This window comes from Adlercreutzia sp. ZJ154 (assembly GCF_011039055.1).
In the GTDB taxonomy this organism is placed as follows: domain Bacteria; phylum Actinomycetota; class Coriobacteriia; order Coriobacteriales; family Eggerthellaceae; genus Adlercreutzia_A.
This window is the reverse complement of record NZ_JAAKEF010000003.1, coordinates 76123-89445: the sequence shown is the minus strand read 5'-3', so window position 1 is coordinate 89445 and position 13323 is coordinate 76123. Positions and strand designations below refer to the sequence as shown.

General features: G+C 47.6%; 13 protein-coding genes. 3 read left to right on the top strand and 10 right to left on the bottom strand.

What is annotated here, in order from left to right; translation table 11 throughout:
- The first annotated feature begins 1 nt into the window (after position 1).
- Positions 2 to 1423, top strand: a complete 1422-nt coding sequence (locus tag G7Y37_RS02430; protein WP_165061250.1) for an ABC transporter ATP-binding protein — start codon at positions 2 to 4, stop codon at positions 1421 to 1423.
- Position 1424: 1 nt separating this feature from the next.
- Here G7Y37_RS02430 and G7Y37_RS02425 read toward each other — a convergent pair whose 3' ends face one another.
- From G7Y37_RS02425 to G7Y37_RS02405, 5 genes are all read right to left on the bottom strand, one after another.
- A complete protein-coding gene (locus tag G7Y37_RS02425) occupies positions 1425 to 1757 on the bottom strand; it encodes a DUF1292 domain-containing protein (RefSeq protein WP_165061244.1) in 333 nt (110 codons plus the stop codon).
- Position 1758: 1 nt separating this feature from the next.
- Positions 1759 to 4638 (bottom strand): protein translocase subunit SecD, encoded by a 2880-nt coding sequence (secD, locus tag G7Y37_RS02420; protein ID WP_165061241.1) that lies wholly within the window; start codon positions 4636 to 4638, stop codon positions 1759 to 1761.
- A 153-nt stretch (positions 4639 to 4791) separates the two neighbouring features.
- Positions 4792 to 6084 carry an MFS transporter gene (locus G7Y37_RS02415; protein ID WP_165061238.1) on the bottom strand — a complete coding sequence of 431 codons (1293 nt, stop codon included), beginning with the start codon at positions 6082 to 6084 and terminating at the stop codon, positions 4792 to 4794.
- Positions 6085 to 6092: 8 nt separating this feature from the next.
- The gene (gene tgt / locus G7Y37_RS02410) at positions 6093 to 7238 is read right to left on the bottom strand and encodes a tRNA guanosine(34) transglycosylase Tgt (protein WP_165061221.1); all 1146 of its coding nucleotides are present in this window, start codon (positions 7236 to 7238) and stop codon (positions 6093 to 6095) included.
- A 1-nt stretch (position 7239) separates the two neighbouring features.
- Positions 7240 to 8163, bottom strand: coding sequence for an HAD family hydrolase (locus G7Y37_RS02405; RefSeq protein ID WP_165061218.1), 924 nt, complete (start codon positions 8161 to 8163; stop codon positions 7240 to 7242).
- A 72-nt stretch (positions 8164 to 8235) separates the two neighbouring features.
- Here G7Y37_RS02405 and G7Y37_RS02400 point away from each other — a divergent pair, with 72 nt between their 5' ends.
- Together G7Y37_RS02400 and queA are read left to right on the top strand one after the other, a co-directional pair.
- Entirely contained in the window at positions 8236 to 8958 is a 723-nt protein-coding gene (locus G7Y37_RS02400; RefSeq protein WP_241155972.1) for an epoxyqueuosine reductase QueH, read from the top strand.
- 45 nt (positions 8959 to 9003) lie between these two features.
- Positions 9004 to 10089, top strand: coding sequence for a tRNA preQ1(34) S-adenosylmethionine ribosyltransferase-isomerase QueA (gene queA / locus G7Y37_RS02395; protein ID WP_165061212.1), 1086 nt, complete (start codon positions 9004 to 9006; stop codon positions 10087 to 10089).
- Positions 10090 to 10189: 100 nt separating this feature from the next.
- On the opposite strand, the gene G7Y37_RS02390 is transcribed toward queA, so the two are convergent.
- The 5 genes from G7Y37_RS02390 to ruvC all read right to left on the bottom strand — a co-directional run bounded on the left by G7Y37_RS02390 (position 10190) and on the right by ruvC (position 13256).
- Positions 10190 to 10393, bottom strand: coding sequence for a cold-shock protein (locus G7Y37_RS02390; RefSeq protein ID WP_165061209.1), 204 nt, complete (start codon positions 10391 to 10393; stop codon positions 10190 to 10192).
- Between the two features lie 161 nt (positions 10394 to 10554).
- A complete protein-coding gene (locus G7Y37_RS02385) occupies positions 10555 to 10986 on the bottom strand; it encodes a hypothetical protein (RefSeq protein ID WP_165061206.1) in 432 nt (143 codons plus the stop codon).
- Between the two features lie 53 nt (positions 10987 to 11039).
- Entirely contained in the window at positions 11040 to 12107 is a 1068-nt protein-coding gene (ruvB, locus tag G7Y37_RS02380; protein WP_165061203.1) for a Holliday junction branch migration DNA helicase RuvB, read from the bottom strand.
- A 1-nt stretch (position 12108) separates the two neighbouring features.
- On the bottom strand, positions 12109 to 12699 hold the full coding sequence (gene ruvA / locus G7Y37_RS02375; RefSeq protein WP_165061200.1) for a Holliday junction branch migration protein RuvA: 591 nt from the start codon (positions 12697 to 12699) through the stop codon (positions 12109 to 12111).
- 20 nt (positions 12700 to 12719) lie between these two features.
- On the bottom strand, positions 12720 to 13256 hold the full coding sequence (gene ruvC, locus G7Y37_RS02370; protein ID WP_165061197.1) for a crossover junction endodeoxyribonuclease RuvC: 537 nt from the start codon (positions 13254 to 13256) through the stop codon (positions 12720 to 12722).
- Positions 13257 to 13323: the final 67 nt, after the last annotated feature.

Genomic DNA, 13323 nt, shown 5'->3' with positions numbered 1-13323 from the left:
TATGGCTGAATTGAGCGCTATATGTTTCGAGAATGTAGTGTTCTCGTATGGCAACCGCCGAATAATCGACGGGCTAACGCTGCGCGTGCATGCCGGAGAATTTGTAGCGCTAGTAGGCGAAAACGGATGCGGGAAAAGCACTTTGTTGCATCTGACTTGTGGGCTTTTGCAGCCATCGTCAGGTACGGTTCGCATATTTGGCTGCAGCACATCAAAAAATAAAGGGTTTGATACTAGGCAGTTATGCGCAATAGTTTTTCAAAACCCAGACGATCAACTAGTAGCTTCCATAGTGGAAAATGAAGTTGCATTCGGTCCGGAAAACATAGGATTGGCGCGCGAAGAAATACGCCGCCGCGTAACTTATGCATTGAAAGCCACTGGTTTGGAAGGATTTGAGCGCCGACAAACCAATTCGCTTTCAGGGGGTCAAAAGCAACGATTAGCTTTAGCGGGAGCACTTGCAATGAAGCCCCGCGTGTTGCTGCTAGACGAAGCATCAAGCATGCTAGACCCCGAAGGCAGAGCCGACTTCATGCGCAATATTCACAAACTTGTTGCAGACGGCATGACCGTTTTAATGGCAACACATTCAATGGAGGAAGCTGCGCAAACCGACCGCATAGTGCAAATACATAACGGAAAAGCATCAGAGTGCCAAAAAGATATCTTAAAAAAAGATGCGCCGAATAGCCCCGTGTTTTTTCACAAAAAAGAGGCAGACAATGCAGTCATGGATTTCTCCAAATTACCGCTTCTGCTTGATTTTGACAATGTGTCGTACACCTACGACCAAGACGGCGATTCGCGCCAAGCTTTGAAAGATATAGTTGCAAACCTGTACGAAGGTGAATTTGTAGCCGTTATAGGTCGCACTGGAAGCGGTAAAAGCACGCTTATTCAGCACGCTAACGGATTGTTGCACCCGACTAAAGGGCGTGTTTTATTCCGCGAAGAAGATATTGCCGATAAACTTGCCTCAAACAAGGCTCGTCGCAGCGTGGGGCTAGTGATGCAGTATCCCGAAAAGCAGCTTTTTGCCCCAACAGTATATGAGGATGTAGCGTTCGGTCCCCGCAATTTAGGGCTTAGCTTGGAAGACATAGATTCGCGCGTATGCGCTGCGCTGGCACAAGTCGGGCTAGATATGCGCGATTTCGCCAATAGAAACCCATTTCAGCTATCGGGTGGGCAAAAACGCCGAGTAGCCATTGCGGGTGTTTTGGCAATGAAGCCCGATGTGTTGGTTTTAGACGAGCCGTGCGCTGGCTTAGACCCACATATGCACGCCGAAATAACCCAACTTCTAAAACAGTTACACAATGAAGGGCAAACAATATTAATGGTTACTCACAATATGGAAGATGTTGAAGCGCTTGCTACCAGAGTTATACAGATGCGCGACGGTCGAATAGTCGAATAGTTTATTCGAATTGATACAAATCGCGTGTAGCTACTTTGAATTCTTCGTACACATCGCGCACAATAGCTTCATCTTCTATAAATTCAAAGGAATCGGGCTGTCCGTCTTCATCTAGTTCGGTTACTTCCAACACGATAACCTCGCCAGATGATAAAGCAGGAGAGTAGTCATCGATTTGGAAAAAGAAACCATAACGGGCATCCCCGTGCAGCAAGAGCCCTAAAAACTCTAGCTGCACGAGATCGCCATTTGAATCTTCAAAAGTAAAAGTTATACCCTCTTCTGCAGGTGGACAGAAATTTGGTGCGCTGCCTGTACGTATTGTGTTTGCCATATTATTCGTCAGCACTTTCAGAATCGTCTTTCACAAAGCGGATGCCTTCTATTCCGGTATCGCTTTGCATTTCTGCGTCTTTTTGAGGCGCACTCTTTTGTTGATGATTCTTTTGACCTTTAGGTTTATCGGGACGCTTTCCTCTCTTTTGCGATGCTGTATTTTTTGCATCATTGGTAGCAGGCTTGCTTTCAGCCTTATGTTCCTGCGCAGCATTATTGACAGCTTGGCTGACAGCCCCACTACCAACCCCACCGGCTTGCGCAACACCTGCACCCGCATCAGTGGCAATTTTATCCATCTTTTTCTTGGCTTTCTTTTCCGCCTCTAGGCGAGCCACCGGCACCTGCTCTATCTCAGGAGAATTTGCGCTATCAAACTGGAACAGACCGATTTGGTTGCCGTATTTCTTCTGCAGTTTCTGGAATTTTGGCTCGCGCGATTTCCACATGCTATACAGAGGCATAGCTACAGCAAACGATGAATACGAACCAGCCAACAAGCCGATAGACATAGCAAACGCAAAGTCTTTCAGTGTTTCACCGCCGAACAAAAGCATTGCAAAAACCGGCACGAACGAAGTTAACGTTGTGTTTATGGTACGCACAAACACCTGATTAATAGAGTGGTTTGCCATTGTCATAAAGGTGCAGCGTATAGCCTCGCCTTTCATATTGTCGTTCACGCGGTGGAATACAACCACCGTGTCGTACAAAGAGTAACCAAGAATAGTAAGTAGCGCAGCAATGGTGTTGGGGTTAACTTCGCGACCAACCAGCGCATAAATTCCCAGCACTAATATAAGGTCGTGCAGAAGCGCTACAACTGCAATAACGCCCATTTTGTATTCGAAGCGAATAGCGATATAGACAATAATTAGCAGCATAGAAACCACAAATGCAATAAGCGACGACTGAATAACGCTAGCGCCCCAGTCGGGACCTATGGTGTCTACGCTTATTTCACTTGCTGGAATGCCCAGCGACTCTGCCACCGTATGTCCAGTAGCAGCGGCAGCTTCAGCATCGGTTGTGGCAATGCGCACAAGGAAGCCATCTACACCATTTGCGGTAGTGGTTTGAATAACCGCATCGGGTTCCCCAGCTTCCGTGAAAGCGCTGCGCAATTCTTCAGTTTGTAAATCGCCTGTGTTGGTGTAAGTAATAGATGAACCACCAACAAATTCAATACCGAAATTGAACCCGCGTATTCCCATAATTGCAAAACATGCAACCATGGCAACAGCGGCTACTGTAAGGAATATCTTTCTGTAACCCAAGAAATTAATATCGTGCTTGATGAAGCGCCCGCGCACCTTACGCGCCGTATTCACCACAACAGATTCTGCCTGTTCACCGCCGCGCGCACGTGCCATTTCATCAGATTCGTCGGCATTCATCTGCATAGCCGTTTCAGCATCGGACACAGACACACCTTCAGCCTGCGCGATAGCTTCGTAACTCTTTGCGGCATCTTGGCTGTCTTTAATGCCCCAGAAACCCGGATGATGCGCAATGGCCTTTGGCGCAAGCAAGCGAATAAGCGGTGCCTTAAACACAAGCATCATAACGATGTCGCACACAATGCCAAGCGCCAGCGTAAGACCAAAGCCCTTGACTGATGCACTAGCCAAGAAGAACAGAGAAAGCGCCGATACCATAGAAACAAGGTCGGCATCAATAGATGTAAGAATGGCGTGACGAACACCTGTAATAGAGGCTGCACGCACACTTCTGCCCATGCGAATCTCTTCGCGGAAACGCTCTAGCGTCAGAATTGACGAGTCGGCAGCCATACCAATTGTAAGCACAATACCGGCAAGACCAGCAAGCGATAAGCTGAACAGTCCAAATGCGGAAAGACCCGCCAAAATTCCAAGGTATAGGCATGCAAACACCAGCATAGCACCAGCGGTAATAAGACCAAGACCCTTGTAGAAAACAAGCAGATACAGCATAACAAGTGCAAGACCAATAAGCACAACAATAAGACCAGCATATAGCGCATCTTGACCGAGCGTAGGTCCTACAACTTGGCTTTGCGAATACTCAAAACTAACAGGAAGCGAGCCAGATTCTAGAACCGTCTGCAGCGCCTTAGCTTCTTCAAGCGTGTAATTGCCGGTGATAGAAACGTTTCCATCGGGAATCTCGGACTGTACTGCAGGGGCGCTTTCCACCTGATTATCAAGAATGATTACTATCTTGCCCTTACTTGAAGCAAGCTCAGATGTAGCTTCAGCAAATGCCTGTTTCCCTTCAGCATTAAGGGTTAAGTTAACGGCATAATAGGCGCTGGTTTCGCTAGCGCGATCGACAGTAACATTCGTTATCTGGTCGCCCGTAATAAGCGGAGTATATGTACCCTCTGGCACTTCTAGCGGCACTTCTTCTTCGGTGCGGAAGCTGTTGCCATAATCGTCTTCAATGGTGGCATATTGCCCGAAGTCGCCATTTTCAATCTTTTGCTTTACCTCGGCATCGGTAAAGCTGTCCAACCTAGAAAACACCAGCTGACCAGTACGACCAATAGTAGACAAAGCCGTTTGCGTATCTTCCAAACCGGGAATCTGTACAAGAATTTGGTCGGTACCCTGTACCTGTACGGTAGCTTCAGATGCACCAAGCGCATTAACGCGGTTTTCAATAATAGCGCGACTGGTTTCCATATCTTCTGTAGTTATGGCGCTGCCGTCGTCAGTCTTCGCCGTAAGTACAACCGATAATCCGCCGCGTATATCAAGACCCTGATTGATTTTCTCAGAAGGCGGCATGAACAACACTACCGAAACAACTACTAACAGTATTGTTAAAACCATTAACCAAACATTACGCCTATTTTTATTGTGCGTATTCTTCTTAACATTTCGCTGCAATGCCATTTGCTAGTCTCCCGTAAATACGTAAACCACTTCCTGCGCCCGTTCAAGCGCTAACTTTCATATTTTGCCACAACAAGCAAGCAATCAGACAAAATATGGAGAAATGACAAGAATATAATCAAATGTGCTTATTCATAGCCTGCACTTGCTGAATTATTTCTTGGATTGAGCGGCTATGGTGTAGGTAGTAGTAACGCCGCGACGCAATATGCGCATACATAAAAGTGCAGTTACCGGCACCGCCAGCGCCAGCACAGCACCAAAATCGAAACTAACAGCGGCACCAAAGTTGTCAACAATAATGCCGCTTACAGATGGTCCAAACGCCATACCGCACGTAGCGCCTGCATTCATCCAAGTTATAGCTTCCGTTATGCGGCTGCCCGGTACCGCACGTTCGCATGTAGCATTCGCCGTTATTAACATAGGCGCATAAAATAGCGCTGCTATTGTAGACATTATGAAAAGCGAAAGCGCCGAATTGACCAAAAACATGCTGCCATACGCCAAGCCAATAGCCACAGATGCGCCCACCAATTGTGCGTATTGCGGAATTCGTATATGTATCATGCCGAACAAAATTCCCGTTACCATAGAAACGCAAGATGCCACAATAAGCACTATGCTGGCTATATTGGGATTACCAAGCTCTTCTGCCAAGGCAACAGTAGTAGCGTCGAACACGCCAAAAAATGCACCCGTAAAAAACATTAGCGCAAACAGTACGCGCACAACTGAAGATGTGCGCAGCACGCTTTTTTGCCGTACTGACTGATCGGTCTGCGCCCGCTGCAATTTCTCGGATGTATCACTTGTGCCCCAGCCAGGCGTTGGCTCGGTTGCGCGCGACATCGTAAGAAGCAAGACCCCAATCACAAACGAGACACCGCCTGCAAATAGACCCGCAATAGGTGTAATAGCTGAAGCTAACGCAATCGAAATAGACGGGCTGAACATAAATCCTACATCGTCTAGCACGCCTTCATATGAAAACATGGTGCGCAAATCGGGTGCAGCGCTACCCAGTCGCCCCGACCTTATCAAAAATGTCCAGCGCGCACGCGCCAATGCTTGCGGATTTGGCATAAAACCCATAGGAATTGCTGCCACAAACAGCACCCATTCCGGACCATGCATCACCACGTTCGCAAGCATAATTGCAAGACCAGCTATTGTTATAGCTGCGGCAGCGGGCACTACTTTATGCTGCCCAAACTGATCGACCAATTTCGATACACGCGGCGATATAAAAAATGTAGACAGCGCAATAACTGAAGATGTAAGCCCCGCAATAAAAAACGAATATCCGGCAAGTGTAACCATAGTTACAGTGCCGATATTCATCATATAGGCATAAAAGCGCATGAGAAAACAGCCTATCTCGAAAGCGTAGGCTTGACGCACGCGCAGAAGTCCTGCATAAATTTTCGGATCAAACTTACTCATTCGCCTGCCTAATAATCTTTTGCAGCAGGACTTGCCATCCATGCCGCCAAAAAAGCATCATATTCACCCGCCAACACCGCTTCTCGCGCGCGCCGCATAAGATCTAACAGGTAATGAAGATTATGCAGACTTAATAATATACCGCCTAGCATTTCATCCTGCTTTACCAAATGGCGAATATAAGCGCGCGTAAAATGCGTGCAAGTATAACAGTTGCATTCGTGGTCTAGCGGCGTAAAGTCGTGCGCAAATTTAGCGTTGCGCATATTCATGCGCCCCGTGCTGGAAAATGCGGTACCCATACGAGCCGTGCGAGTAGGCAGCACGCAATCGAACATATCCACCCCTTCAGCTACAGCTCGCACAAGCGTTGTAGGATTGCCGACACCCATAAGATAGCGCGGGCGCGTCTGCGGCAGAGCGCGCGCTACCTCGCCTAGCGTCTCAAACATTACCTCGTGGCTTTCGCCTACCGAGTAGCCGCCTATCCCAAAACCGCCAAAACGCCTACCGCCGAAAGCCAGCGAATCCTGCTCTATTTCCAGCAAACGACGCACGCTTTCAAGACGTAAATCTAGGTGCATCCCACCTTGCACAATGCCAAAAAGCGTCTGATCGGGTCGCGTATGCGCAGCCAAGCACCGGCGTGCCCATGCGCTAGAATAGTCCACCGCGCGTTGCACAAAATCCCTACTTGCAGGATAAGGCGCACATTGGTCAAGCTGCATTACTATGTCTGCGCCTATTAATTGCTGGATACGCATGTTCTCTTCCGGAGTCCAAAACACATGACTACCATCGTAAATGCTTTGGAACTCTACGCCGTCGTCGTGCAGCTTTACAGTATCAGCCAAGCTAAAAACCTGAAAACCCCCAGAGTCGGTTAGCATAGGTCCGTCATATTGCATGAACTCATGAATTCCGCCGGCTTCTGCCACTAAATCGGCACCCGGGCGCATAGCCAAATGATACGTATTCGCAAGCACCACCTGAGAATTTAGCACATGCAGCTGATCTGGCGTTATACCCTTTACAGTTGCATGCGTACCCACCGGCATAAACATAGGAGTGCAGAAATTTCCGTGCGCCGTTGTATATGTTAGTGCCCGCGCATTACCACATGTGGCATCTATTGTGCATTCGAAAAGCTGCATGTTAACTACCTATTTTTAACTTGCCTGCAGAGCCCGCTTCGTGATTTCCCGCCACAGCATCGGCTACTATAGCTGCCTTCGCCTGTGCATCTGCTAAATCTAATCCGGGCAAAGCGTTTTCAGAAAGCGCTCGTTGCATTTCAGAAGAATCCACCACGCCGCATGAAATTTCACGCGCTGGATTTAAGCATTGCGGCAACGTATCCACCCACGCTTCGAAGTCTGCCATAGAACCATGCTTTATGGTGCTCAGATCAAAATTGATCGGGTCTAGCAAATAATCAGTTACAAGATAACCATCGGCACCCAGATCGAGAAACGACATGTCCTCCATGGTGTTATTTCCCACCATAAGCACGTCTTCTCCGCGCAAGTTCATGGCGGCTAAATTCTCGGCGTAATAAGTCTGCTTGGGCTTCACAGAACATGAATTCTCATATGACGTAATACGCGCAAACAAACCCGGCTCTACCCCAGCCCATGCCAATCTATGTTCAATCGCGCGTCTAGGAAACATTGGCATTGTGGTCAGCACCAAAGGATAGCCCTTCTGCACCAGTTTGCGCACAACGCGCCCAGCCGCCGGATTACCCTGAAAACCATCGCCAATGTGCGGAAAGTCGTTCGCATAAAAATCTGTTGATATTTGCCTTACGCGCTTGCGCTCGGCATCGCTGTCAATTCCGTATACTTGGCAAAATTCATCCCAAAATGCCTGCTCGTTTGTATGGTCTTCCGTATGGGTAGCCATCCGCTTAGTTCCCGCCTTCAAAGCCAACATAAACAATTCCGGATCCATACCATGCATACCCATATAAGTAGCTATCCGCTTAAAATAAGCGACCATAAATTCATCTATGTCCATCGGCAAAAGCGTGCCGTCTAAATCGAAACAAATGGCGCGATATGTTTTAGCGTTTTGCATATATGCCTTCCCGAGTACTCCCGCGAAATGTATGCGGATTATTTGCAGTGATTTACATGGTAGTATAGCGTCGTGATTTCTTTCAAAGAAAAACCCGCGAAATTACTACTGCATGCGTGCTGTGGTCCGTGCTCGATGGAGCCGGTTCGCCTGCTGCGCGAACGTGGCGTAGAGCCGCATATTTATTACGCAAATTCCAACATAGCGCCCGCCGAAGAATACGAACACAGGCGCGACACTATAGTCAAATGGGCAAATGAGAAAAAGTTGGAATTTACCGAGGGCGAATACACACCCGAAATATGGAAGCAAGCAGTTGCTAATAGTAAAAGTCGAGAAGCACGGTGTCGCGCATGTTACAGAATGCGATTTGAAGAGTCGGCAGCGTATGCAAAAAAGCACGGGTTTGACGCACTAGGCACAACGCTTTCCGTGAGCCCCTATCAGTACACGCAGATAATTCGCGAAGAACTTGAACGCGCCTGCAGAAATGAAGGCATTGCATGCTTGTTCGAGGATTACTCGCCTTACTACAGCGAGGCTACTCGTCGCAGCAAAGAAGCTGGAATGTATAGGCAGAATTATTGCGGATGTCTTCCGTCGAAAGCTGAGGCTGACAAACAGCGAGCGCAACGCAAAGCAGAGCGCGAAGCCAAGAAGGCGGCGCGTGCAAAAATAAGACAGACCCAAGAACAAGAATTGCAGGCTAAACGACAGCAACGCGCCGAATACGACGCGAAGCAAGCTCGCAAGCGGGCAATATTAAAAGAGCTGCGCAGGAACAGCAATGGATAATTTAGAAAACTTCAATGCTAGACATATATAAAGGTACAAACTGCTATGAAAACCGCCGATTTTGATTACGAACTTCCTCCTGAACTTATTGCGCAAGCGCCGGCACCGGTGCGCGATAAATGCCGCATGCTTGTCCTTCATCGCGAAAACGGCAATTTGGAAGACAAAATTTTTCGCAACATAATTGATTACCTGCGACCGGGCGATTTACTTGTAGCCAACGAAACGCGAGTATTGCCCGCACGCTTATTGGGCACAAAACGTGGAACTGGAGGAGCGGCAGAGGTGTTTTTGCTGCGCGAAGCAGCCGGACCCGAACCGCGCACTAACAAATTGGCTTTTTGGGAAGTGTTAGTAAAGCCCGGGAAGCGCCTAAAGCCCAACAGTGGTGCTGTGGTAGATTTTCACGACGCAAATGGCAAAGTTGCGCTTTCTGCAGAAATAATCAACTGGGCACCAAATGCGCAAAAAGGCGAGCGCATTGCGCGGCTTTCTACAGAATTGCCATCGCTAGACGAGGCGCTACATGCAGTAGGCAACACTCCCCTGCCGCCCTATATCAAAGATTACACGGGCGATAAAGAGATGTACCAGACTGTTTATTCCAAACGAGAAAGTTCAGCCGCCGCACCCACCGCCGGTCTGCATTTCACGCCTGAATTAATTGAAAGCTGCAAGCAAAAAGGTATTGGTTGGGAAACTGTGGAATTAGAAGTAGGTTTAGATACGTTTCGCGTGGTAGATGAAGAAAACGCCGAAGACCACGCTATGCACACCGAATTCTACACAGTACCAAAACGCACTGTATGCGCTATTGAGGATACAAAGGCGCGCAGTGGGCGAGTAGTTGCAGTAGGAACTACAAGCGTAAGATCGCTTGAGAGTGCTTGGAATGCCAGTGCGGAAAAACTTGAAGCGCGCAATCGTGAAGCCACGTCACTTTTTTTGCTTCCGGGCAGTAAATTCAATGTGGTAGACGCGCTAATAACAAATTTTCATGTACCGCGCTCTACATTAATGATGCTAGTTTCCGCTTTTGCCACGCGCGACCAAATAATGACTGCCTATGCCCATGCCATAGCTAAGCGTTATCGCATGTTAAGTTTCGGCGATGCTATGCTAATAATTTGACTGCGACTTACTAACGCGCAAATGCCCGTCTGTTTAGGCTTGAATTGATAAAAAATGGTCCGCTCAGGGGCGGACCATTCGGATTTCACATTCAGCTTACTTATTTCTTTACAACGTTGCTGGCTTGCAGTTTGCCGTTCTGACCAGTAGTAATGTCGAAAACGACAGCAGCTCCCTCATCAAGAGTCTTAAATCCGTCCATCTGAATTTCAGAGAAGTGGACAAATAAGTCTTCGCCATCTTCCTGAGAGATGAAGCCATATCCCTTGTCAGGGTTGAACCATTTCACAGTACCTTCAGCCATGCTCTTTCCTCTTTCTTCCCCCCACCGTGGGAGATTCAATACCGACGCGCACCTCGCACGCCTCTGCTCTGTATTCAGCGCAATACAACTATACGCTACTTAAGACTGTTTTATGCAATGGATTTTTACAGTAGTCGAAAAATTTACGAACTGTTACTTTTCTATTCTTCATCGGCAAGAAAATCTTTTACAGCAGCATCTGCAAAATCGGCTTCAGGTATGTCTTCAGTTGAAGTCATATCGCTGATGTCATGCCCGTAAGCTGCCGCAATAGCCCGTGCCTGATCTGCGCGAAGTTTTGCCATATCGGTTTCTCCAGCATCTTCTCTATACGAAGCTGCAAGCATAAGTGAACGCGCAACATATTCTGTTATTGCAGGATCGGCTCCCGATATCTGCATAATAGATGCAATAGATTCAGGTGCAAGCGAAAGTAGCATATCGCCATCCATGTCGACCGACTCACCTATAGCCGTCTCAAGCATCTCTGCCGCACCTTTAGGGTCGCGATCTTCGGTACGTCTTTGCATAGCGCGCATTATTCCCGCTGCAAAATCGACCAGCATACGTACCAAATAATCTTGTGTAAGCAATTTATTCCTTCCTTCAACTTATGTAACAGTACATTGTTACACAGAAAACTAGTCTATACATCTTTTGGCGGCGCAATGCCAATATGTTCCCAAGCGCGCGCTGTAGCCACACGCCCTTTCGGAGTACGCACAAGAAGACCTTGTTGCATCAAATATGGCTCGTAAACATCTTCAAGCGTGTCGGTTTCCTCAGAGAGCGCTGAAGCTAACGTGGTAAGCCCTACAGGTGCTCCGGAAAACTGTACGCACAATGTGTGAAGAATGCGATTATCCATAGCGTCTAATCCCAAATCATCCACTTCAAAAAAGCTAAGTGCTTGCGCTGCAACATCTTCAGTAATATGCCCGTCGCTTCGCACCTGCGCCCAATCGCGCACGCGCTTTAACATACGATTAGCTAAACGTGGAGTACCGCGCGATCTGCGCGCTATTTCCAAAGCACCCTCTTCATCTATATGCACATCTAAAATATGAGCCGAGCGCGTGATAATAGCAGCTAACTCTTGTGGCGTGTAATATTCAAGCCTGTAAGCTATACCGAATCTGTCGCGCAACGGACCTGTTAAAAGACCTGTGCGAGTTGTTGCCCCTATCATAGTAAATCGCGGAATGTCTAACCTGATAGAGCGTGCAGCAGGTCCCTTTCCTACCATTATGTCTAAAGAATAGTCTTCCATGGCAGGATACAAAACTTCCTCAACCATGCGATTCAGGCGATGAATTTCGTCAATAAATAGCACATCGCCTTCTTCAAGGTTTGTGAGTATAGCCGCCAAATCGCCCGTTCGCTCTATGGCTGGTCCGCTTGTGGTACGAATATGCGCGCCTAATTCACTTGCCACAACAGATGCTAATGTAGTTTTCCCTAAGCCCGGAGGTCCACTAAAAAGAATATGATCTAATACATCATCTCGCGACTTAGCCGCCTCTATCATAATTTGCAGCGACTCTTTAACTTTCGATTGCCCCAAATAGTCGTCAAAATATTTCGGACGAAGCGATCTATCAAAGGCGATATCTTCTTCTAGCAATTCAGGCGCGACGCTGCGCCCGCGCCCTGTTGTAGAAGCATTCGCTCCAGCCTCGAAAACAATTCCTTCTATTTCAATTTCGTTAGCCAAATCAACTTCCTAGTCGTTTCAGCGCATATTTTACCAGTGAACTTTCCGTAGCTCCTTCAGGTGCCCCGTTCATTGCAAGTTCTATTTCGGAAGACGTGAATCCCATAGAAAGCAATGCCTCTACAGCGCCAGACATACGCTGGTCTACAACAGACCCAGAATCGTCTTGGTTGAATAAACTGCCAGAAAAATCGTCAAGCGAACCTTTTAATTCAAGAATTATACGCTGAGCAGTTTTCTTACCAACGCCGGGAATTTTTGAGACAAGCGCGCTATCTTGCGCTGCCACCGCATCGGCTAATTTTCGCGAGCTAAATGTAGAAAGTGCTGCCAAAGCTACTTTTGGACCCACACCAGATACCCCTATCAGCTTTTCGAACATAGCCTTTTCATCATCTGCCAGAAAGCCATATAGTGTAATCCCATTATCGCTGACATGCATATATGTACGCACATGAACAGATGAGCCTATCTCGGGTAGTTTAGATAGTGCAGTCTGCGACATAAAGACCTCGTATCCAATACCTCCAACATCAATGAAAGCGCTGTTCAATAGTTTGCCAGCCAATTGTCCGTTCAGAAAAGCTATCATGCGCTACACCTATCTTCACTTTAAGCACAGCTACAGGCAGTAAAAGCCTGCGACACCAATGGCGATTCATGCGTTGTATAGCAAATAGCTGCAGCTAACGCATCGGATGCATGATCAGGTTTTGGAGCATTGCTAAGAGCTAGCAATTTTTGCACCATATACTGCACCTGCTCTTTTTCAGCACCACCTGTTCCAACCACAGCCAACTTTATCTGCCTCGGAGTGAATTCACCAACGCTTAGCCCACCTTCAGCACATGCAACAAGCGCCGCACCACGAGCCTGCCCCGTAGCAAACGCAGCAGTTATATTTTGCCCAAACCAAACCGTTTCTATGCCCACACATATTGGATGAAACCGCTGCACCACGGCACTTATCTGATCGTGTATCTTCAAGAGACGCTTCGATAAATCAACCCCAGAAGGAGTAGAAACGCACCCGTAAGCCATGCATTCTAAGTGCGCACCGGTCTGCCGAACAACACCCCATCCGGTATTTGCCAACCCGGGATCTATCCCCAATATGATGCGCTCAACAGCCAAAACGCCTCGTTTCATCTATATTACCGATTCGCAAATTATAGAACATGTGTTTGCATACCGCAATACCTTATATTATAAAAAA